Origin of the sequence: Streptomyces millisiae (assembly GCF_031845425.1) — a bacterium.
Taxonomy (GTDB): Bacteria; Actinomycetota; Actinomycetes; order Streptomycetales; family Streptomycetaceae; genus Streptomyces; species Streptomyces millisiae.
The window spans coordinates 1-21,445 of sequence record NZ_JAVREM010000053.1 but is presented as its reverse complement, the minus strand read 5'-3'; the positions used below and the strand labels follow the sequence as shown (position 1 = coordinate 21,445).

General features: G+C 75.2%; 18 protein-coding genes. 6 read left to right on the top strand and 12 right to left on the bottom strand.

What is annotated here, in order from left to right; all coding sequences use genetic code 11:
• Nucleotides 1–23: 23 nt before the first annotated feature.
• From RNC47_RS27340 to RNC47_RS27315, 6 genes are read right to left on the bottom strand one after another with little or no spacing between them, the layout of a single operon-like run.
• The gene (locus RNC47_RS27340) at nucleotides 24–851 is read right to left on the bottom strand and encodes an ABC transporter ATP-binding protein (RefSeq protein ID WP_311602457.1); all 828 of its coding nucleotides are present in this window, start codon (nucleotides 849–851) and stop codon (nucleotides 24–26) included.
• A gap of 6 nt (nucleotides 852–857) precedes the next feature.
• Nucleotides 858–1,910, bottom strand: a complete 1,053-nt coding sequence (locus RNC47_RS27335) for a FecCD family ABC transporter permease (protein WP_311602455.1) — start codon at nucleotides 1,908–1,910, stop codon at nucleotides 858–860.
• A 5-nt stretch (nucleotides 1,911–1,915) separates the two neighbouring features.
• Nucleotides 1,916–2,938, bottom strand: a complete 1,023-nt coding sequence (locus tag RNC47_RS27330; RefSeq protein ID WP_311602453.1) for a FecCD family ABC transporter permease — start codon at nucleotides 2,936–2,938, stop codon at nucleotides 1,916–1,918.
• A complete protein-coding gene (locus tag RNC47_RS27325; RefSeq protein WP_311602451.1) occupies nucleotides 2,935–3,978 on the bottom strand; it encodes an iron-siderophore ABC transporter substrate-binding protein in 1,044 nt (347 codons plus the stop codon). The genes RNC47_RS27330 and RNC47_RS27325 overlap by 4 nt, the downstream gene beginning before the upstream one ends.
• Before the next feature lie 40 nt (nucleotides 3,979–4,018).
• Nucleotides 4,019–5,785 (bottom strand): ABC transporter ATP-binding protein, encoded by a 1,767-nt coding sequence (locus tag RNC47_RS27320; RefSeq protein ID WP_311602449.1) that lies wholly within the window; start codon nucleotides 5,783–5,785, stop codon nucleotides 4,019–4,021.
• The gene (locus RNC47_RS27315) at nucleotides 5,782–7,431 is read right to left on the bottom strand and encodes an ABC transporter ATP-binding protein (RefSeq protein ID WP_311602447.1); all 1,650 of its coding nucleotides are present in this window, start codon (nucleotides 7,429–7,431) and stop codon (nucleotides 5,782–5,784) included. The genes RNC47_RS27320 and RNC47_RS27315 overlap by 4 nt, the downstream gene beginning before the upstream one ends.
• Nucleotides 7,432–7,664: 233 nt before the next feature.
• Between RNC47_RS27315 and RNC47_RS27310 the strand changes: the two genes are divergently transcribed.
• Both RNC47_RS27310 and RNC47_RS27305 read left to right on the top strand, forming a co-directional pair.
• Nucleotides 7,665–9,086: a hypothetical protein gene (locus RNC47_RS27310; RefSeq protein ID WP_311602445.1), complete on the top strand. Its 1,422-nt coding sequence runs from the start codon at nucleotides 7,665–7,667 to the stop codon at nucleotides 9,084–9,086.
• On the top strand, nucleotides 9,083–10,246 hold the full coding sequence (locus tag RNC47_RS27305; RefSeq protein WP_311602444.1) for an ARPP-2 domain-containing protein: 1,164 nt from the start codon (nucleotides 9,083–9,085) through the stop codon (nucleotides 10,244–10,246). The genes RNC47_RS27310 and RNC47_RS27305 overlap by 4 nt, the downstream gene beginning before the upstream one ends.
• On the opposite strand, the gene RNC47_RS27300 is transcribed toward RNC47_RS27305, so the two are convergent.
• Nucleotides 10,236–10,709 (bottom strand): nucleoside 2-deoxyribosyltransferase domain-containing protein, encoded by a 474-nt coding sequence (locus tag RNC47_RS27300; protein WP_311602443.1) that lies wholly within the window; start codon nucleotides 10,707–10,709, stop codon nucleotides 10,236–10,238. The genes RNC47_RS27305 and RNC47_RS27300 overlap by 11 nt on opposite strands.
• A 60-nt stretch (nucleotides 10,710–10,769) precedes the next feature.
• Between RNC47_RS27300 and RNC47_RS27295 the strand changes: the two genes are divergently transcribed.
• Together RNC47_RS27295 and RNC47_RS27290 are read left to right on the top strand one after the other, a co-directional pair.
• Complete coding sequence (locus tag RNC47_RS27295) at nucleotides 10,770–12,233, top strand: O-antigen polymerase (RefSeq protein ID WP_394814892.1); 1,464 nt, start codon at nucleotides 10,770–10,772, stop codon at nucleotides 12,231–12,233.
• 43 nt (nucleotides 12,234–12,276) lie between these two features.
• Nucleotides 12,277–13,212, top strand: a complete 936-nt coding sequence (locus tag RNC47_RS27290) for a M28 family peptidase (protein WP_311602440.1) — start codon at nucleotides 12,277–12,279, stop codon at nucleotides 13,210–13,212.
• A gap of 515 nt (nucleotides 13,213–13,727) precedes the next feature.
• Here the strand turns inward: RNC47_RS27290 and RNC47_RS27285 are convergent.
• Genes RNC47_RS27285 through RNC47_RS27275 form a run of 3 tightly spaced genes read right to left on the bottom strand, consistent with a single transcriptional unit; the run spans nucleotide 13,728 to nucleotide 17,979 of the window.
• Nucleotides 13,728–14,942: an MATE family efflux transporter gene (locus RNC47_RS27285; protein WP_311602439.1), complete on the bottom strand. Its 1,215-nt coding sequence runs from the start codon at nucleotides 14,940–14,942 to the stop codon at nucleotides 13,728–13,730.
• A gap of 5 nt (nucleotides 14,943–14,947) precedes the next feature.
• A complete protein-coding gene (locus tag RNC47_RS27280) occupies nucleotides 14,948–16,726 on the bottom strand; it encodes a lipopolysaccharide biosynthesis protein (RefSeq protein WP_311602438.1) in 1,779 nt (592 codons plus the stop codon).
• A complete protein-coding gene (locus tag RNC47_RS27275) occupies nucleotides 16,723–17,979 on the bottom strand; it encodes a glycosyltransferase (RefSeq protein ID WP_311602436.1) in 1,257 nt (418 codons plus the stop codon). Before RNC47_RS27275 ends, RNC47_RS27280 begins: the two co-directional genes overlap by 4 nt.
• A 159-nt stretch (nucleotides 17,980–18,138) precedes the next feature.
• On the opposite strand from RNC47_RS27275, the gene RNC47_RS27270 reads away from it, so the two are divergent.
• Nucleotides 18,139–18,621, top strand: coding sequence for an adenylyltransferase/cytidyltransferase family protein (locus tag RNC47_RS27270; RefSeq protein WP_311602435.1), 483 nt, complete (start codon nucleotides 18,139–18,141; stop codon nucleotides 18,619–18,621).
• On the opposite strand, the gene RNC47_RS27265 is transcribed toward RNC47_RS27270, so the two are convergent.
• Nucleotides 18,537–19,289, bottom strand: coding sequence for a CDP-alcohol phosphatidyltransferase family protein (locus RNC47_RS27265; RefSeq protein ID WP_311602433.1), 753 nt, complete (start codon nucleotides 19,287–19,289; stop codon nucleotides 18,537–18,539). The genes RNC47_RS27270 and RNC47_RS27265 overlap by 85 nt on opposite strands.
• A gap of 123 nt (nucleotides 19,290–19,412) precedes the next feature.
• Between RNC47_RS27265 and RNC47_RS27260 the strand changes: the two genes are divergently transcribed.
• Nucleotides 19,413–20,465: a hypothetical protein gene (locus RNC47_RS27260; protein WP_311602431.1), complete on the top strand. Its 1,053-nt coding sequence runs from the start codon at nucleotides 19,413–19,415 to the stop codon at nucleotides 20,463–20,465.
• Here RNC47_RS27260 and RNC47_RS27255 read toward each other — a convergent pair.
• Entirely contained in the window at nucleotides 20,452–21,177 is a 726-nt protein-coding gene (locus RNC47_RS27255) for a bifunctional DNA primase/polymerase (RefSeq protein WP_311602429.1), read from the bottom strand. The genes RNC47_RS27260 and RNC47_RS27255 overlap by 14 nt on opposite strands.
• Nucleotides 21,178–21,445: the final 268 nt, after the last annotated feature.

The window sequence follows — 21,445 nt, the reverse complement described above, 5'->3', positions numbered from 1 at the left end:
GGCCGATCGGTGGACGTCCCAGGCTACTGGTCGTGGCCGGCCGCCGGGGGTCGGCCCGGGTGGTGGCGGCCGAGGGGCAGCACCATCGGGGTGTCGCTGACCGGGTCGACGGTGACGCGGCAGCGCAGCGCGAACACGTCGGTGACCGTCTCCTCGGTGATGACCTCGGCCGGGGTGCCCTCGGCGACGATCCGGCCGGCCTTCATGGCGACGACGTGGTCGGCGTAGCGGCAGGCCTGGTTGAGGTCGTGGAGCACCATCACGACGGTCCGTTTCCGGTCCCGGTTGAGGTCGGTGACGAGGTCCAGGACGTCGATCTGGTGGGTGAGGTCCAGGTAGGTGGTGGGCTCGTCGAGCAGCAGCACCGGGGTGTCCTGGGCGACGGCCATGGCGAGCCAGGCGCGTTGCCGCTGTCCGCCGGAGAGTTCGTCGACGGTGCGGTCGGCGTGTTCGGTCATGCCGGTGGCGTCGAGGGCGTCGCGGACGGCTCGTTCGTCGGTGGTCGACCACTGGCGCCACCAGGTCTGGTGCGGGGCGCGGCCGCGGCTGACCAGGTCGACGACGGTCAGGCCCTCGGGGGCGACCGGGGACTGCGGCAGGATGCCGAGGTGCTGGGCCAACTCCCTGGTGGGCAGGGAGTGCAGGGCCCGTCCTTCGAGGTGGACGGCGCCGTGGCGCGGCGCGAGGAGCCGGGCCAGGGCGCGCAGCAGCGTGGACTTGCCGCAGGCGTTGGCGCCGACGATGGCGGTGATGCGGCCCGGCGGCACGGTCAGGTCGAGGTCGGCGACCACGGTGCGGTCCCCGTAGGCCAACGTGAGGCCGGTGGCGCGGAGTTCGGGATGGGACGGCACGGCGGGTCAGCCTCCTTGGCCCGAGCGGTTGACCCGGGCGAGCAGCCAGAGCAGGAAGGGGGCGCCGAGGGCGCCGGTGACGACGCCGACGGGGAGTTCGACGTCGGTGAGCAGCCGGCGGGCGGCGAGGTCGGCGGCGAGGACGACGAGGGCGCCGGTGAGCGCCGAGGCGACCAGCGGCGGCCAGGCGGTGCGCGCGAGCCGCTGGGCGATCTGCGGCGCGGCCAGGGCGACGAAGGCGACGGGGCCGGCGGCGGCGGTGGCGAAGGCGACGAGGCCGACGCCGGTGAACATCAGCCCGAGGCGCACGCGGTGGACCGGGGTGCCGAGCCCGGTGGCGACGTCGTCGCCGAGTTGGAGGATCCGGAGGTGGCGGGCGAGCAGCAGGGCGGCGGGGACCAGCGCCGCCGACGCCCAGGCGAGCGGGGCGACATGGACCCAGTCGCGGCCGTTGAGGTTGCCCACCAGCCAGCCGAGGGCCGCCTGGGCCTGGAACTGGCCGCCGCGCGCCAGGAGGTAGTCGGTGACGCTGGCGCAGACCCAGGAGACGCCGACGCCGACCAGCACGATCCGGTAGCCGGTGGTGCCGCGCCGCCAGGCCAGGGCGTGCACGAGCAGCGCGGTGGCGAGGGCGCCGAGCAGGCCGAGGGTCTGGGTGCCGAGGCCGGTGCCGAAGCCGAGCACGAGGCCGGCGACGACGGCGGTGCCGGCGCCCTGGGTGATGCCGATCAGGTCGGGGCTGGCCAGCGGGTTGCGGGTCATGGTCTGGAAGATCGCGCCCGACATGCCGAAGGCGAGGCCGGCGAGGAGCCCGACGAGGGCGCGGGGCAGCCGGAACTCCCGTACCACCAGGGCGGTTCCCGGGTCGGCGGTGCCGGTGAGGGCGGCGACCACGTCGCCGAGCGGGATCGGGATGTCGCCGACCGCGAGCCCCCAGCAGAAGAGGAGCAGCACGGCGCCGAGGAGGGCGAGGCAGACGGCGAGTTGGCGGGGCCGCAGCACGCCGGAGACGGGTGGGGTGGCGAGCCGGAAGTGGGCGGGCCCGGAGTGGCTGGTCATGGCGGTCACACCTCGGTCAGGCGCTGGCGGCGCACCAGGGCGACGAAGAACGGGCCGCCGACGAAGGCGACCAGGACGCCGGCCTGGATCTCGACGGGCCTGGCGACCAGCCGGCCCGCCACGTCGGCGAGGAGCAGCAGGCAGGGCGCCAGGGCGGCCGAGATCGGCAGCAGCCAGCGGTGGTCGGGGCCGATGCCGGCCCGCTGGGCGAGGACCCTGGCCAGGTGCGGCACGACGAGGCCGACGAAGACGACCGGGCCGATCAGGGCGACGGAGCCGCCGGTCAGCAGGGTCACGGCGACCACCCCCTGGGCCCGGACCAGGCCGACGCGGCGGCCGAGCGAGGTGGCCACGTCCTCGCCGAGCGCCAGGCTGTTGAGGGCGGGCGCGCAGGCCAGCGCGAGCAGCGCGCCGAGCGCCAGGAACGGCAGCACCCGGGTCAGCCCGTCGCCGTTCTGGCCGGCGAGCGAGCCGGCGGCCCAGAACCGGTAGCGGTTGAGGGCGTCCGGGTCGGTCAGCACGATGCCGCTGGTGAGGGAGGACAGCAGCGCGGTGACGGCGACGCCGGCGAGCGCGAGCTTGACCGGGGTGAGCCCGGAGGCGCCGAGCCGGCCGAGGAGGTAGACGGTGACGCCGGCGACCAGCGCCCCGGCGAGCGCGAACCAGATCCGGCCGGTGAGGGTGGCGAGGCCGAGCACCCCGGCGGCCAGCACGACGCCGAAGGCGGCGCCGGCGCTGATGCCGAGGATGCCCGGGTCGGCGAGCGGGTTGCGGGTGAGGGCCTGGAGCAGCGCGCCGGCCAGGCCGAGCGCCACGCCGACGGACAGGCCGAGGGCGGTGCGCGGCACCCGGGAGGACCAGATGACGTCGTCCACCCGGGCGTCGGGGGCGTCGCCGAGCAGGGTGCGCACCACCTGGCCGGGTGGCACGCTCAGCGCCCCGAAGGCGATGGACAGCAGGCTGACCACCGCGAGGGCGCCGAGCAGCCCGGCCACCAGGGCGACGCGCCCGCGCACCGCACCGCTCACCGCGCGGCCGGGACTTCGGTGGCCGGGTCGCCGTCGACGGCGGCGGCGAGTTGCGGCACCAGTTGGTCGAGGACGTAGGGCAGGCTCAGCACGCTGGAGAAGCCGTAGGCGACGCCGAAGTCGCTGTTCTCCTCGACGAAGACCTCGCGGCCCTCGGCGACCACGGCCAGGTCACCGTAGAGCGGGTCCTGGTGCAGCTGCTCGGCGCCCTCCTCGGGGTCGGGCACGCTCCACACGACGGTGCCCTGGTCGAGGAGGTCGGTGCGCTCCTCGCTGATGTTGGCGCCGAACTCCTCGCCGATGACGGCGTCGACGTCGGCCGGGTAGGTGAAGCCGAGGTCGGTGAGCATGCGGGAGCGCGGGTCCTCGGCGCCGAAGACCCAGTAACCCTCGTAGGGGGACGCGGGGATGGCGGTGGCCTCGGCGAACTCCGGGTGCTCGGCGCGGGCTTCGGCGAACCGGGCGTCGACGTCCGCGATCAGTTGCTCGGCCTCGTCGGCCCGGCCCAGGATCCGGCCGATGGTCTCGGTCTGCTGCCGCCAGGGCACGCCGTAGTCGACGTACTCGCCGGGCTGGGCCACCACGGGGGCGATCTCGGAGAGGCTGTCGTACTGCTCCTGGGTGATGCCCGCGTACTGGGCGATGATCACGTCCGGCTGGAGCAGGGCTATCTCCTCCAGCTGGGGCCCGGTGCCGGTGTCGGTGAGCAGGGTGGGGAGTTCGGCGTCGCCGAGCAGGTCGGTGGCCCAGGGGCCGATGGCGGCCTCGTGGGTGCCGTACCAGTCGGTGGTGCCGACGGGGACGGTGCCGAGGGCGAGCACGGCGTCGTGGTCGGTGAGGCCCACGGTGACGACGCGTTCGGGTGCGGCGTCGATGGTGGTGGAGCCGTACTTGTGGTCGATGGTGACCGGGAAGGCGCCGCCGGCGGCGTCGGAGTCGCCGGGCGCCTCCGAGCCCTCGGAGTCGGAGCCGCAGGCGGTGAGCGGGAGCAGGGCGGCGGCCAGGGCGACGGCGGCCAGCCGTCTGGGTGAGCGGTGCATCGTTCGGGTTCCTTCTGGAGCGGACGGGTCGGGGTCGGGGTCAGTGGGCGGTGCGGTGGTCGGACCAGGCGTCCCAGAGCGCGGCGTACCGCCCGCCGGCCGCGCGGAGTTCGTCGTGGGTGCCGCTCTCGACGATCCGGCCCTCGGCCATCACGACGATCCGGTCGGCGGTGGCGGCCTGGGTGAGCCGGTGGGCGACGACGAGGGCGGTGCGGCCGTCGAGCGCGCGGTCGGCGGCGCGCTCCAGCGAGCGGGCGCCCGTGCTGCCGGCCTCGGCGGTCGCCTCGTCCAGCACGGCGATCGCCGGGTCGGCCAACACCAGCCGGGCCAGGGCGAGTTGCTGGGCCTGGGCGGCGGTGAGCCGGTGGCCGCCGGCGCCGACGACGGTGTCGAGTCCGCCGGGCAGCGCCTCGGCCCAGTCGAGGGCGCCGACCAGGTCGAGGGCGGCGCGCAGCTCGGTCTCGGTGGCGTCGGGCCTGGCGAGCCGCAGGTCCTCGGCGAGCGGTCCGGCGAAGACGTGCACCTCCTGGCTGACGAGCCCGACGGCGCCGCCCCTGCCGATCCGTCCCGCGGTCGGCCGGTGGACGCCGGCGATCAGCTTGGCCAGCGTGGACTTGCCCGCGCCGCTCGCGCCGACCAGCGCCACCCGTTCCTTGGGGCGCAGCGCGAGGTCCACCTCGTGCAGCACGGTCCTGCCCGGCTCGTAGGCGTGGTCGAGCGCGGTGACGGTGACCCGGCCGGGGTCCTCGGTCGGGGCGGCGGGCCCCGCGTCGGCGGCGGGCTCGGGCTGGGGGTCCCTCCCCGGATGGTGGGCGACGCCGACGATGCGGGCGAGGCCGGCCTGGGCGCTCTGCGCGTCGTCCATCAGCACCAGCGCGGCGTTGATGGGCGTGAACAGGCTGTGGAAGTAGAGGGCGGCGGCGGTGGCGGTGCCGACGGAGGCCGAGCCGTCGCGCACCAGCAGGTAGCCGGTGACCAGCACGGCGGCGAGGCCGGCGAACTCGGCCAGGTGCAGCCGGGAGTAGAAGCTGATGACCAGCCGCACCTCGCGCATGGTGAGGTCGAGGGCGGCCAGCGAGCCGCGTTCGACCCGCTCGGTGTGGCGCGCCTCGTGGCGGAACGCGCGGACGGTGCGGGCGCCGCCGAGGGTCTCGAGCAGCCGCTGCTGCACCCCGGCGACGGCGACGCGTTGGCGGGCGTAGAGCGGCACGGCGTGGCGCAGGTACCAGCGGGCGGTGTGGGCCTGGACGGGGACGCCGACGAGCGCGGCGAGCAGGAAGCGCCAGTCGAGCAGGGCGAGGGCGCCCAGGGTGAGGACGATGGCCAGCGCGGAGCGGGCCAGCGCGGGCAGGGCGTTGCGGACGGCCTGGGCGACGAGCGTGACGTCGCCGGTGACGCGGGCCGTCAGGTCGCCGGAGCCGGCGCGCTCCAGCTGGTCGAGCGGGAGGGTGAGGGCGCGGTCGACGAAGCGCTCGCGGAGCCGGGCCAGGGTGGTCTCGCCGAGCCGGGAGACCAGCGCCAGGCCGTACGCCAGGGCGCCGCCCTGCACGAGGGCGACGGCGACCAGCAGCAGGGCGAGTTCGGTGAGGTCGCCGGCCGGGCGGCCCTCGGCGACGAGGTCGACGGCGCGGCCGAGCAGCGGCTGGGTGAGCAGCCCGACGGCGGTGGCCGCGGTGAGCACGGCGGCCGCGGCCAGGGCCAGGCCGCGGCGGGGGCGCAGGAGTTCGCGGACGGCGGCGCGCAGTTCGGCCGGGGTGGCGACCGGCAGCCCGGTGGTCTGGGGCGGGGCTTGCGGGAACTCGGTCATGACAGCACCAGTCGCTGGTAGTCGGGGTGGTCGCGCAGCAGGTCGGCGTGGCCGCCCTCGGCCGCGACGCGCCCCGACCGGTCGAGGAGCACCACCCGGTCCGCGACGGCGAGCAGGGTGGGGCTGGTGCTGAGCAGGACGGTGGTGCGTCCGTGCCGCAGCTCGCGAAGCCCGGCGGCGATCCTGGCCTCGGTGACGGCGTCCACGGCGGTGGTGGGGTCGTGCAGCAGGAGCACCGGCGGGTCGGCGGCCAACGCGCGGGCCAGCGCGACGCGTTGCCGCTGGCCGCCGGAGAGCGCGCGGCCGCCCTCGCCGGCCTCGGTGTCGGTGCCGAGCGCGTCGGCGCCGGCGGCGGCCAGCGCCGCGGCCTGGGCGGCGCCCGGCACGTTGTCGGCGACGGTGCCGGAGAACAGGTGCGCGTCGTGCGGCGCGGCCAGCACGGCGGTGCGCAGCCGGGCCGGGTCCAGGTCGGTGAGCGGGGCGCCGTCGAGCAGCACCGTGCCGCCGGCCGGGTCGGCCTCGCGGCCCAGGCAGCGCAACAGCGCCTCGGCGTGGGCCGGTTCGGCGACGGCGACGCCGAGCAGTTCGCCGGCGCCCACGGTCAGGCGCAGGCCGTCGAGCCCCTCGTGGGTCAGGTCGCGCACCTCGATCTCGCCGCGCGCCGGGCGGGCCGGCTCGGCGCCGCCCGGCGTCACCGCCCAGGGGGTGGTGAGCACGTCGGCGACGCGGGCGGCGGAGGCGCGGCCCTGGGCGAGTTCGGTGTTGACCCAGGCGAGGGTCTGGAAGGGGGTGAGCAGGAACAGGGCGAGGCCGAGGGCGGAGACCAGCTCGCCGAGGCTGATGTCGCCGCTGGCCGCGAACCGGCCGCCGACCAGGGCGATCAGGGCGACGAAGAGGCCGGTGACGGCCAGCGTGACGCCCTGCTGGCCGGCCTCGGCGCGGGCCGCGCGCAGGGTGGCGGCGAGCGAGTCCTGGCTGATGCGGCGGTAGCGTTCGACGGCCGCCCGCTCGGCGCCGAGGCCCTTGAGCACCCGCAGCCCGTCGACGAGGTCGGCGGCGACGCCGGAGGCCCGGGCGGCGGCCTCCTGCTCGGTGGCGCTGCGGCGTTCGAGCGGCTTGCTCAGCAGGTGGCCGAGCCAGAGCAGCACGGGGGTCCCGAGCAGCACGAGCAGCCCGAGCGGCAGCGAGGTCCGCAGCAGCGCGACGGCCCCGACCAGCAGCCCCGTCAGGGCGGCGAAGCCGAGGCCGAGGGCCATCAGGCTGGCGCCGACGCGGCGGGCGTCCTCGGTGGCGACGCTGGCCAGGGCGCCGGGCAGCCGGCCGCGTTCGGCGCCGCCGGCCGGGTGCAGGACCCGGCGCACCAGGTCGAGGCGGAGTTCGTGGGCGGCGGTCTCGGCGGCGCGCTCGCCGAGTCGGGCGCCGAACCGGAAGCTGAAGGAGAGCATGAGGTAGACGCCGCCGAGCGCGGCCAGCAGCAGGAGCAGCGCGCCGGCGTTCTGCCCGGCGATGGCCCGGTCCACGGTGACGCCGATCAGCAGCGGGGTCAGCGCCTCGCCGGCCTGGTGGCCGGCGCCGAGCAGCGCGCTCACCACCAGCCGCCGCCGCTGGCCGAGCACCGCGCGCCGCAGCACGTCCCGACCGGTCACCGCGCCCTCCCGCTTTCCGTTCACCGAGCCGCCCAACGAAGACTTCGGTAAGGCTAACCTAAGCTCTGGCCGGGAAATACGGGGGACCGCCCACCGCTCCCGGTGCTACCTTCGGCTCGCCGGCCGTGGGACTTCGGCGCGACTTCCGGAAACCGTCTGTTCAACGCGTCATTCGCTGCTCGTGCCCCCATTCCCCGGCCGGCCCGCGAGCCAGGGGGAAACGGGGAGGGGCCATGGCCAGCCAGGGCGACGCCGTCGCCGCCGAGGACGTGCTGCTGTTCGTCAACGCGGCCATCACCGCGACCGGCCAGCGCGAGTTCCACTCCGACGGGGAGCGGCAGCGGCTCTCCCTCGACTTCCTCCACGCGTACATGCTGGTCAACTACCGCGACCTGTACGCCGCGACGCTGGCGCTCGGCATCAACCACCACAACACCGCGCTGATCGCGCGCCGTCTGCTGGAGACCTCCGCCGACGCCGGCACGGCGGAACGGCGGCGCGCCGAGGGCCGGTTGATCGGGCGGGCGCTGCGCACGCTGCCGCCGCAGCGGGTGTACCGGCTGTTCGCCGCGCTGCGGGCCGCGGGCGTCAACAACCGGCGCACCCGGGCGATCGTCCGGGACTGGCTGGCCGCCCGCCCCGACCTGGCCTTCGACGCGGTCAAGTACCGGGGCCCGCTGAAGGCCGCCCTGCGCCACGCGCACCTCCGCCTGGACGAGGACAGCGAGTTGGGCGCCTTCCTGTTCGCGCCGCACGACCGGCGGACCTTCACGACCCCGCTCTTCGAGACCTGGCGGCGGGCGCACTACGACCGCTCCCTGGTGTTCGAGCTGCCCTACACCGTCGCCGAGGGCCTGGCCGCCCGGCACGGCATGGACCGGGCGGCGTTCCTCGCCGGGATCGAGCCCCGGATGACCCGGCTCGAACGACTGCGGCTGCGCGAGGCCACCGGGGACCGGGACCAGGCGTCGCTCGCCGGCGCGTCGCTGACCCGCATCGCGAGCTACGCGCTCGCCCTCCCGCTGGACGAACGGGCGGCCCGGCGCGCCGAGTTGACCGACGCGCTGCGCGCCGCCGCGCGCCGGGCGGCCGGCCCCCGCGCCGGGAGCTGGGGACGCGTGGTGGCGGTCCTCGACGACAGCTACTCCGCGCTCGGCTCGGGCGAGAAGCGGCGCCGGCCGCTCGCCGTGGCGCTGGCCGCCCACTTCCTGCTGGCGGCGCTGGCCGGCGACGGCTACACGGGCCTGTGGACCTCGGGCCGCACCGACCCGCTGCTCGTCCGTCCGCTGGGGCCCACGCCACTGGGCGAGCGAATCCTGGACGGGCTCGAACTCGCCCCGGAGCGGCTGCTGATCGTCTCGGACGGCTGGGACAACGCGCCGCCCGGGCTCGCCGCCGAGGTGCTGCGGGTGTGGTCGGCGCGGTTCGACCCGACCGGCCGCACGGAGATCGTCCACCTCAACCCGGTGTACAACGCCGACGACTTCACCGTGCGCGCGCTGGCGCCCGCGGTGCCCACGGTGGGCGTCAGGGACGCCGAGGACCTGCCGGCGCTGGTCGAGTTGGCGCGCTTCGCGCAGGGCCGCACCGGGCTGGCCCCGCTCCGTGCCCATCTCGCGGCCCGCGTCGCCGAGTTCCTCGGGGAGGACACGTGACCACCCACTCGCCCGCCGGGATCGACCTCGCGGGCCTCACCACAGGACCGCCCCAGGTGTGGGGCGGGGTGCGCCTGGTGCCGCTGCTGCGCGCGGCACCCATCGTCGACCTGCGGCTGCACCCGCGCGCCTACGGGGAGTCGATCGGCGTGGTGGACGTGGACCGGCGCTCGGTGTACGCCGCCTATGTGCCGCACGGCTACGTGGCGAACTGGACCAGGGACGGCGCGCCCGCCGCCGCCTACGGCACCCGGCTGAGCGACGGCCGCACCGCGGGGACCGACCGGGCGGCGCCCGTCGAGCACCTGCGGCTGCACTTCCACCGGCGGATGGCCCGCCGGGAGGCCAGGAACCGGCTGCGCTTCCTGCCCCTGCACCTGGCCCTGGAGGGCTATCTGGCGCTGCACTTCGGCGGCCCGACGATCGTCTGGGAGGAGTGGGCCAGGCGCGCGGTGAACCGCGGCCTCTCGCCGCGCGCCGAGCGGGCGTACGTCGGCGCCGAGGTGCCGGGGCTCGCGGACGCGCTGCGGGTCTTCGAGATCCACCCGGGCCAGTGCGGGGCGCTGCTCTACGTCGCGGACGCGCTGGCCGGCGCGCTGGTGGTGCCGCACCCCGACGACTACCGCGTGCTGCACCCGACCCTCCTCAAGGACCTCTACGGCGAGCTGGTCCACCAGTACGCGCTGCTCTCGGCACCGGTCCAGGAGTTCCGGGCCCGCCTCGACGACTCCGCCGTGCGGACGCCGGCCGACCTGCGCGCGGCGGTGCGGCGCCAGCGGGACGAGTGGGCGGCCTTCCACGACGGCACGATGGCCGGCGGGCTGCTCGGCGCCGAGTACTCCTTCCAACGGGTGTACCGGCTGGGCCGGTTCAGCCTGTGGCGGTTCCTGCCGACCTTCCACCGGCACGTCGAGAACCACATCGGCGAGTGCGTCCTGGACAGTTCGGGGCGGCTGGCCTACCTGAAGACGTTCCGGCTGTCCGAGGCCCAGGTGAGGCGCGGCCACCTGCTGTCCTCGCTGGCCGCCCAGGACTGGCACCCGGCCCGCACGGCGGCGGCGCTCGGCATCACCACCGAACAGCTGTCGCTCCGCGTCGAACACGCCGGCTTCGGCCAGCTGCTCGTCCACCACCACCGGCGGGCCGCGTTCACCCGTTGAGCGCCGCCCTGGCCGCCGCCACCGTGGTGGGCAGGGTGTCGTGCACCGACAAGTCCGGCCTGACCAGCGCGAGCTGGCAGCGCACGTCGGTCGCGCGCGGATAGCCGGGGTCGACGCCCACGGCGATCAGCCGGTCGGGGGTCGCGGCGGCGGCGCCGAGTTCGTAGAGGGTGATGGGCTGCGTGGTGACGGCGGGGTCGCTGGCCGGGAACCAGAACAGCGTGACGTCGGCCAGCCGCAGGTGGTGGAACTCCCAGGCGATCTGGGCCTCGCTCGCCGCCGGGTCCGACAGGTCGAAGCCCGCCCGGCGCGGGTTGAACACCACCAGGTCCCGCAGCGCCTCGGCGGCCTTCCGCTGCCAGTCGGGGCAGTCGCTGATCCCGCCGGCCAGGAACACCGACGGCGGATCGCCCGGCTCGGGAGAGTACCGGCGCGGGGCCTCGACGTAGTGGCTGACCGTCATGCCCACCATCCTGCCCCACGGCCGCCAGGTCCTAGACTGAGCCACCGATTCGAGGGGTGGGTGCCGGTGGCGGTCGAGGTCACGGGGCGGGCACGTGGGGTGCCGAGTCGCGCGGTGTTGTCACGGCCGCTCTCCGTGCCGTTGATCGGCGGCCTGGTGGGGATACTGCCGCTCGCGGTGGCCGCGCAGCCGGGCGAGGGGGTCAGGGACACCACGTTCTGGCTCCAGCTGGTGGTGGCCTGCTACGCCGGCGTGCGGCTCTCGGCCATGGTGCTGTCCGGCCGGCGGCGGCTGGTGCAGGGCGCGTTCTGGCTGTTCTGCTACCTGGCGATGGGCATCGCGCCGCTCGCCCAGTCGGTGCTCGGCCGCGACCCCACGCCGGTGCTCGGGCCGCGCGGCGACACGCAGTTGGCCACCATGCTGGTGCTGTGCGGGATGGTCGCCTTCGACGTCGGCGCGCTGCTCGCCAGGCACCGCCCGGCCACCCGCGGCGCGCGACGCCCGCCGGCCACCGTGCACCGCACCCGGCTCTACGTGCTGGTGGCCTTCGCCTACCTCGCCAGCGCGCTGCTGATCGTCCAACTCGGCGGCCCCGCCGTGTTCTTCGCCAGCCGGCAGGAGATCAGTGCCACCCTCAGCGAGGCCACCGGCGCCGAGGCGAGCGGCGGCGAGGCGGGCAACGCGCTGCTGCGCGGCTTCGGCACGGTGCCGGCGATGCTGGCGCTGCTGTTCCTCACCCGCTGGATGGTGACCTCGCGGCGGGCCCGCCGCCAGCCGTCCGTCGTGCTGCCGTGGGCCGGCCTCGTCGTCATCAACGCCATCGTCAACAACCCGATCTCCAACCCGCGTTACTGGTTCCTGACGGTGCTGTTCGCGCTGCTGTTCACCGTCTTCCCGCGCAGCACCGTGATGTACCGGGCGGCGCTCGCGCTGGGCGTGGTGATCGCCCTGCTGGTGTTCCCGTTCACCGACCGCTTCCGCTACGACGAGAACGGGCGGCAGCCGGTCGAGGCGCAGTCGTTCATGGAGCCGCTGGTCATCAAGGACTACGACCAGGTCGGCATGTTCGCCAACACCATCACCTACGCGGCCGACGGCAACGGGCACACCTACGGCCGGCAGGTGACCGGCGCGGCGCTGTTCTTCGTGCCGCGCGACATGTGGCCGGCCAAGCCACAGGACACCGGCTTCCTGGTGGGCGGCTGGATGGGCACCAACAGCGCCAACCTCTCCTCCCCGCTGTGGGCCGAACTCTGGCTGGACTTCGGCCCGTTGGGCATGACCGCCGGCTTCCTCGGCATCGGCTACCTGGCGGCGCGCACCGACCGGGGCTATGTGCGGCGCACCCTGGACGACCCCTCCCCCGGCAACGTGCTGGCCGTGGTGGCGCCGGTGCTGGCCGGCTACAGCTTCATCCTGCTGCGCGGCTCCCTGCTCCAGGCCTCGGGCCGGATCGGGATCGCCGTGCTGTGCCTGCTGCTGGTCACGACGTTGCGCCCCGGGCCGCGGAGCCGGCTGTACTGACGCGCCATTGCCGCACTCGCCATGCTCACGACACGATGGGCGGATGCCTCGTACCCTGCGCGCCCTGGGCGCGACCCTCGCCTGCGTCGCCGTCACCACCGCCCTCACCGGCGCCCGCTCCGCTCCCCCGACGGCCACCGCGGCGCCCGACATACCCGTGGCCGAAGTCCGCGCCCACCTCGATGAGTTGGCGGCCATCGCCGCCGCCAACGGCGGCAACAGGGCCCACGGCCGCCCCGGCTACACCGCCTCCCTCGCGTACGTCGAGGAACAGCTGGCGGCCGCCGGCTATGTGACGGAGCGCCAGCCCTTCGACTACGGCGGCACCATCGGCTACAACCTGCTCGCCGAGTGGCCGGACGCCCGCACCGACGAGGTGCTGATGGCCGGCGCCCACCTCGACTCCGTCGGCGCGGGCGCCGGCATCAACGACAACGGCTCGGGCTCCGCGGCGCTCCTCGCCACGGCCCTCGCCGTCGCCGAGTCCGGCACCGCCCCCGAGCGCACCCTGCGCTTCGCCTGGTGGGGCGCCGAGGAACTCGGCCTGATCGGCTCCCGCGCCTACGTCGACGACCTGAACGACCTCGAACTCACCGCCATCGCCGGCTACCTGAACGTCGACATGATCGGCTCCCCCAACGCGGGCTACTTCGTCTACGACGACGACCCGGCGATCGAGACGGTCTTCACCGACTGGTTCGACGCCCGCGGCATCCCCACCGCCCCGGCCACCGAGGCGGACGGCCGCTCCGACCACGCCCCGTTCGCGGCGGCCGGCGTCCCCGTCGGCGGCCTCTTCACCGGCGCCGGCAGCGTGAAGACCGCCGCCCAGGCCGCCGTCTGGGGCGGCACGGCAGGCCGGGCCTTCGACCCCTGCTACCACCGCGCCTGCGACTCCACCACCAACATCAACGCCACCGCCCTCGACCGCAACACGGACGCGCTGGCCCACGGCGTGTGGGAGTTGGCAGGCTTATGACGGACCGGCCGGCCGGCCTGAGCGGCTCGAAGGGACCGCACCCCGGCCTGCCGGCCTGAGCGGCTCGAAGGGACCGCACCCCGGCGTAGCCGGCAACGGCCGGGCATGCGTCATCGGTTTCGCCGAGCCGGCGCGAGCCGCGGCCCCGAAGGGGCCCGGACAGCCGGCCGCAGCCGCGAGCAGCGCCAACCGGCTGAACGGTGTACGGCCCCCCCCCGGGGCCGGACCGACCCGGCACAGCCGGGAGACCGACCCTTCGGGCCGAGGCCGCCGTCACCCAACGCCCCTCCGAACCACCGGCCGCCAGGCCGAGCCGGGGGGCCGGACCGGCCCAACGCAACCGTAGGCCGGCCCTCCGGACCAACGTCGCCTCACCCAACGTCCCTTCGAACCAGCGGCCGGCAGGCCAAGCCGGCACCGGGCCGGACCGACCCGGCACAGCCGTATGCCGGCCCTCCGGGCCGAGGAGGCCGTCGTTACCCAACGTCCCTTCGAGCCGGCGGCCGGCAGGCCGGTTAGCGGGCTACCAGGCGGAGTTCGAACGCGGCGCGGAGCCAGCTCGCGGTGGCCTTCGCCGCCGAGCCGGCGGCGAGGCCCCAGGCCGCGCCGAGGATGCCGCCGAGGGCGTAGCCGAGCAGCAGGCACAGGACGGAGAAGAGCGAGAAGGTCAGCTGGACCGGGAGCGTGGCGCGCGGGCTGAGGACCCGGAGCAGGAGCAGGCCGCACGTGCCGAGGGCCATCACCGCGTACTGGGCGCCGGTGGCGGGGAGCAGCGAGACGGCCGCGTCCCAGGTGTCGCCGAGCAGGGCGCGGCCCGCCGCGTCAGGGAGGAGGGCGAGCGTCACCGCCCAGCAGGCCGCGACGCCGGCCAGCGCGCAGCCGGCGGTGCCCGCGGCGCGGGCCTGGCCCTGCGCGCCCGGCCGGCGGCCGAGCAGCGGCGGACCGAAGCCGGTGGCCGCGTTGAAGAGCACGTTCATCGGCCCGAAGAGCGTGCTCGCGCCCCGCAACGCGCCCACGGCGAGCGGGTTGGCGAGCAGGCCGAGGAGGACGATCGCCAGCTGCGAGGCCGCGTTGCCGACGCCGAACTCGACGACGAAGCGGCGGCCGAGGTGGCGCCGGTCAAGCAGGGTGCGGGGGTGGACGGGCGTGGCGCCCCGGGTGAGGGCCAGGAGCAGCGCGGCGCCGAGCAGCAGCGCCGGCAGCGAGGAGAGGCCCCAGACCAGCACCATCCGGCCGGGTCCTGTGCCGTACGGCTGGAGCGCCAGCGCGGACACGGCGACGGCGAGGCGCAGCGCGTCGGTGGTCAGGGCGAGGTGCGGCCGGCCGAGGAGCGAGAACGCGTAGCGCAGCCCGTCCTGGGTGAGGACCAGCGGCAGCACGAGGCCGAGCGCGGTGAGGCCGTCCGCGATGGAGCCGGGGACGGCGAGCGTGACCAGCGCGGTGGCCGCGCCCAGCGCCGTCGCGGCGCCGAGCGTGAAGAGCGCCGCGGCCCGGCAGTGGCCGTGCAGGTCGGCGGCGGTGCCGCGGCGCAGCACCAGCGCCTGCCCGACGTAGGCGGTGGCCGCGCCGAGCAGCAGCGCGAACACCGTGTAGACGACGGCGAACGAGGCGAAGTCCGCCGCCGTCGACTGCCGCGCGGCGCACACCACGACGGCGATGTTGGTCAGCGCGGCCACGCCCTGGTCCGCTATGGCGGCGACCGTGGCGCGCCGCGCGGATGGTTCGCTCACTTCACTCACTGCCGTGGGGAACCGTCTTCCAGATCGGCGGGGTCGAGGACGCGCAGGCCCAGGGTCTCGGAGCCCACGTCGCGGTGCTCGGGCGGCACCGGCTGCCGGGTGGTGGGCGGCCGCTGGAGCCGCGGCCTGACCTGCGCCGGCGGCTGGGGCCTGGGCAGCGGCTCCGCCGGGACCGGCTCGTCGCCCTCGGCGAGGGCGGCCCGGTCCGAGTCGCTGCCGCCGCCCCAGGAGTGCAGCACCGCGCCCAGCAGGATGCCGCCGGCGCCGACCACCAACTCCCGGACCCTGGCCAGGTCGTCGCGCCGCACCTGGCTCGGGTCGCAGACCACCAGCACGCCGTCGACCCGGTCGGTGAGCGCGATCGCGTCGGCGTAGGAGAGGACGGAGGGGGCGAGCACCACCACGACGGCGCCCTTGGTGTCGGCGTGCCCGATCAGCTTGGTGGCGGCCGGCGAGGTCAGGGCCCGTGGCACGTTGCGCACCCGGCGCCCCGGCACGAGGTCGAAGATGCCGGACTCGCCGCCGTCGATGGGCACCCGGGCGCCGGGCCAGCCGCTGTCCTGGCCGCGCCCGCCGCCGCTGCCCGCCCAGCCGGGGCGGGCGCCGTCGGCGTGCCTGAGCTGTTCCGAGAGGGTCGGGGTGCGCAGGTCGGCCTCGACGAGCAGCGCGTCCATGCCCATCTCGGCGAAGGCCGCGGTGAGGTTGACGGAGGTGGCGAGCGGCGTCTCGATGCTGCCGCGCGGGGCGACCACCAGCAGCCGGCGGCGCTGCGCGAACGTCTCGTCGTAGGCGAGGCGGAACGCGACGGAGCGGTACTCCTCGGCCAGCCGGCCCTCGGCGAGCAGTTGGTCGGGGTGGCCGCGCCCAGTGCGCGGCAGCACGCCGAGCACGGGCGCGCGCAGGGCGCGGGTGACGTCGCCGGCGGAGCGCACGGTCGGGTCGAAGACGAGCCTGACCCAGGCGGCGAGCAGCCCGAGGCCGATGCCGACGACGTAGCCGAGGCCGAGCAGCAGCGGGAGCCCGGGGCCCGACGGGCTGGTGGGCACGCTGGCCTCGGTGATCACCCGGCCGCCGCTGGTGTCGAGGGCCTGGAGGCCGGAGATGCTGGAGGTCAGCTCGGAGAGCTCGGCGGTGACGGTGGACAGGTCGGCGACCGCGTTGTCGTAGGCGGTGGTGCCCTCGATCAGGTTCTGGTCCAGGTCGAGTTGGATCTGGTCGCGGCGCTCCAGCAGCGGGGCGCGCTGCTCCTCCAGGGCGGCGACGTTGTGGGCGATGGTCTCGTCGGCGTCGGCCTGCCGGTGCGCGAGGTAGGCGTCGACGAAGGCGTTGGCCCGCTCAGCGGCGACCCGCGGGTCGTCGGCCGAGTAGGCGAAGCGCAGCACCTCGGTGTTGGGCGGGTTGGTGACGGTGAGGCCGCGCTTGAGCGAGCCAGCGGCGCTCGGCCGGCCGAGGGCCTCGGCGGCGCGCTGGGCGACGACGTCGCTGACGGCGGTGCGGCGCTCGGAGCCCATCACGACGCGGTCGACGGCGGTGGGCGCGAACGGGTCGGCGGTGGGCACCCGCACGGTGATCTCGCTGGTGGCGATGTACGTCTCGTTGCTGGAGAGCCCGAGCCAGGCGCCGCCGGCGAGGCCGAGCAGGATGCCGCAGACGATCAGCAGTCGGTAGCGCAGCAGTTGGCGGAACTGGTCGCGCAGCAGGTCGGGTTCGTCGTACGGGTGGTGGCCCGGGAGCCCGCCCGGGTTCCCGCGCCCGTCCTCGCGCACTGCGCTCATGCGGAACTTCCTCTCGGGTGGACGGCGCGGGCCTCGTCGAGCAGCGCGGTGACGCGGCCGAGCCCGGCGGCACGGGACAGGTGGGTGCGGGCGTAGTCCGCGCCGCGGGCGCCCATGGCGTCGGCGGCGGCCGGGTCGGCGGCCAGCTCGCGCGCCGCCGCGGCGAGCGCGGCCGGGTCCTCGGGCGGGACCAGCGTGCCGGCCTTCGACCTGCGGATCTCCTGGGCCGTGCCGCCCTGGGCCGCGACCGAGGCGATCACCGGGCGGCCGGCGACGAAGTACGAGGTGAGCTTGGACGGCAGGCTCATGTCGAGGACGCTGGCGCGCTGGGTGACGACCAGGGCGTCGGCGGCGGCCAGCACGTCGGGGAACTCGTCGTCGGACGCCGGCGGCAGGAAGTCGACGTTGGGCAGCCCGGCGGCCAGCTCGACGAGGCGGCCGCGCTGGCTGCCGTCGCCCATCAGCACGACGCGCAGCTCGGGGGCGTGCCGGGCGGTCTCGACCAGCACCTCGAGGCCCTGCTTGAGGCCCATGTTGCCGGAGTGCAGCAGCACCGGCCGCCCCTCGGGCCAGCCGAGCCGCGCCCTGGTCTCCCGGCGCGGGGCCGAAGGGCCGGCGACATGCGACCAGTTGGGCACCAGGCGGATGCGGTCCTCGGGCACGCCGAGGGCGGTGACCCGGTCGCGGAAGCTGTCGTGGATGATGCCGACGAGCGTGGCGTCGCGCAGCATCCGGCGCTCGACGGCGGCCGCCGCGCCGGCCGCCCGGCCGCCGCCGCTGATGCCGCTCTGCTCGGCGGCCGCGCCCATCAGGTCCTGGACGATGGGCAGGTAGGGCACGCCGTGGCGCTTGGCGAGCCGGGCGGCGAGCAGCCCGCCGGCCAGGCTGGGCACCTGGGCGAGCACGAGGTCGGGGCGGCCCATCCGGGGCGGGGCCAGCACGCCGTGCGCGAGGATGGTCGCCTCGTAGAGGGCGCGGCGCGCGGCGGTCTGCCGCGGCGGCACGGTGTGCCGCCTGCGGTGTATCAGGACTCCCGCCCGACTGTCCACGCTGCGCCACTTCCCGCGATAGGCCGGATCGACGCGCCAGGAGGGATAGTGCGGCATGCCGGCCAGCACGTGCACCTCCGCCTGTCGCTCGGCCGCCCAGTGTTCGGCGAGCTGCGCGGCGTAGGGACCGATGCCGGCCTGCTCCGGCGCGTAGTTGGTCGACACGAGCAGCAGCCGCTCGTGCGCCACCACACCCTCACTCATGATAGTTCCCTCCCCGGTGGCACCTCCCCCGTGCGTGACGGGTGCTCAGCCTATCCCCAAAGTTTGCACACCATGTCAGCATCCGGACCTGTTCTGTGAGGAGTTGGGGCTAGAGTGGGGGATCCTCTTTCGCGACGGGCCAGTGGGGGGTTCGGGCGTATGCAGCATGCCGTTCGCCATACCGTGGGGTACGCGCCCGGGGTCTACGACCTCTTCCATGTGGGGCACCTCAACCTCCTCCGGCACGCCAGGAGCCGCTGCGACTACCTCGTCGCCGGTGTCGTGTCGGACGAGATGGCGCTGCTGGCCAAGGGCCGCCCGCCGGTGATCCCGCTGATGGAGCGGCTGGAGATCGTGCGCAGCATCCGGTTCGTGGACGCGGCGTTCGTGGAGACCGTGCCGGACAAGCTGGAGACCTGGCAACAGGTGCGGTTCGACGTGCTGTTCAAGGGCGACGACTGGCGCGGCACGCCGCGCGGCGACAAGTTGGAGCGGGACTTCGCCACGGTCGGCGTCGAGGTCGTCTACTTCCCCTACACGGTGCACACGTCGAGCACTCAGCTGCGGGCCGCGCTCTCGGCGTTGACGGCGGACAGTTCGCGGAACCACTTGACGGAGAACGCGGCGCAGAACGCGACGTAGGCGCAGCACAGGGCGGCGTAGCCGAGGCGGAACGCCCGCTCGTCGCCGAGCAGCAGGAAGACCGCGCACATCACCCCGTAGTCGACGGGCAGCAGCGCCACGGCGCGCAGCCGGGACGGCGGGGCCTGCGGGGCAGCGGCGGCGGGCGCCGCGGCGGGGCGCGGCCTGAGCTTGTCGGTCAGCAGGCCGCCGAAGAAGACGAGCACGGCGGCGAGTTGGAAGACCAGCGGCAGCAGCAGCCAGCCCTCGCTGGGCAGGTGGAAGTGGCGGTAGAAGGCGATCAGCACCGCGCCGTGCAGCGCGGTGATCTTGGCGCAGTCCACGGTGTGGTCGAGCCACTCCCCGGCCGGGCTCGACCGGCCGCGCAGCCGGGCGAGTTGGCCGTCGGCCGAGTCCAGCGCGAAGCCCAGCACCAGCGCCGCGTACACGCCCACGGCCAGGGGCCAGGACGGCGGCACGGCCGCCACCGCGGCCACCCCGGCGAAGCTGAACACCGCGCTGACCACCGTGACCTGGTTGGGCGTCAGGCCCAGCCGGTAGGCGGCGGCCGCCAGCCGGCGGCCCAGCGGGCGGTTGACGTACCGCGAGTAGAGCGACACCCCCTTGGCGGTCTTCTGTGCCCCCCGCAGCCGTTCGAGCGCCGCTCCGTAGCTCAGCTCAGCCACCATCCATCACCTGGTCCCCACCTGCTCACACACCGGATCCGGCTCCCCCGCGATGCGTGGCATCATCGCATGGGCGGATAGCATGCGGGGGCCACAGCGCCCATGGGACGACGGGGAGGACCGACGATGCGGCTGCGAGCACGGCTGTCGACGACCGTGGCTGGGCTGACCGCGGTCCTGACGCTCACGGCGACCCTGTCGGGGTGTATGACGGTGCACGGCGAGGAGGCCATCGTGCCGGCCGCCGACACCGAGGAGGCGCAGGACGTCCTCGAGCACTACGTCGAGGTCTACAACGAGGCCAAGCCGGCCAACGACTCGGAGCTGAACGCGACGATCGAGGTCGGCGGCCTCGGCGCCATCAACGGCGCCGTGCTCGACGCGCGGGCCGGCGCCATCGCCGACGCCGAGGAGCAGGGCGACCAGCGGATCATCGACCAGATCAACGAGGCGTACGGCCCGGAGGCGTTCACGCCCCTGGAGCTGGAGGACGTCCGGTACCACATACCGGAACAAGCCGGGTGGCCCAAGTTCTTCGTCGCCGACGCGCAGTCGAACCTGACGGAGAACCGCTGGCTGCTGGTCTTCACGCGGAACGCGATCGACGAGGACTGGCGCGCCTCCTACCTGGGCCAGGTGCCCACCGCCCAGCTGCCGGAGTTCGCCGAGGAGGAGAACGGTAACGGCGCCCTGGTGGACATCCCGCTCACCGGGACAGACGGGGACGACCTCGCGGTGGCGCCCGGCGAGCTGAGCGCGGCCTACGCCGACTACCTGACGGCCGGCGGCGTCGACCCGACGTTCACCGCCGGCCCGTACACCACCGAGGCGCTGGCCAACCGGGAGGCGGCCAACAGCAACGCGGCCTTCCGCACCGACTACATCGACGAGCCGGCCGAGGGCGCGGAGTACGCGCCGGTCGCGATCCGCACGGCGGACGGCGGGGCGCTGGTCTTCTTCACCACCGTGCACAACAGCAAGCAGACGGTGGCCGAGGGCGAGGACCCGGTCGAGGTGCTGGACCTCGACCCGGCGTCGCTGGCGCTGATGGACGGGGAGGCGCGGCGCGCCGTCACCTGGCAACGCGTCGCCTACCAGGTCGCCTACGTGCCGGCGGGCGAGGGCCAGGTGGAGATCCTCGGCCAGAGCCGGGGCGCGACGTCCGTCACCGGCGAGTAGGCCAGGCGGAGGTGCCGGCCGGCTCCTCCTCGTCCTCGGCCGGCAGCCCGGCGGAGGCGTCGGTCAGCGCCTCGAGCAGCGACAGCGGCTCGGGCAGCGGCCGCTCGGGGCCGTACAACCAGCGCACCCCGGTCGCCGCTGTGGCGCCCGGGGTGCGGGATGGCGGCACGAGCACGTAGCTGCCGCGGCAGTGCCAGCGGAGGCCCGGGTGCTCGTCCAGGGTCTCGGGATGACAGTCGAGCTCGCACGGCCACCACTCGTCCTCGTCGTCCGGGGTGCCGCGGGTGGCCGTGAAGAACAGCATCCGGTCGTCGACGACGGCGACCGGACCCACCTCGGTGCCCTCGGCCGCGAGCCGCTCCAGGGCCGCCCGGCCGGCGGTGGCCGGCACGTCGAGCACGTCGTGGGCGCGGCCGGTCGCGGTGACGAAGTTCGCCTCCGGCGCGCCGTGCAGCCAGCGGAGCACCTGGTCGCGGTCGGTGGTGGCCTGCGTCTGCCAGGCGAGGGACACGGGGTGCCGACCGGGCGTGGGACAGCCGATGCGCTCGCAGGAACAGCCGTAGTCGTCGGGGTGCGCGGCGGGCGCCAACGGGAAGCCGGCCTCGGCGGCGGCGAGCAGCAGCTCCTCCCTGACCCTGGCCGCGGCCGCCCCGGCGGCGGCCTCCCGAGCTCCGCGACGCAACCACCGAGGGAGTCTGCTCTCGCGTTCCATGGTCCCCCTACCGCCTCACTAGCCGTTTCCCGAATCGTGCAGCGCGGGAGGCGCGGTGCTTTATTCCGTGGAAACGTCTCAGCTGTCACTCGGTTGTAAGTTGTAACGAACCATCCTGCCCTGCGATGGCCTCCGATGGGTAATCGGGAGAAACCCACCCCTCGGTGACGGCCGGCACCGCCGCGCACACGCCATCTCCCCACGACCGCACGCCACGGCGCTGCCGCGCGGCGGAGTCGCCACCCAGCGCGCGGAGCGCGGAAGGGGT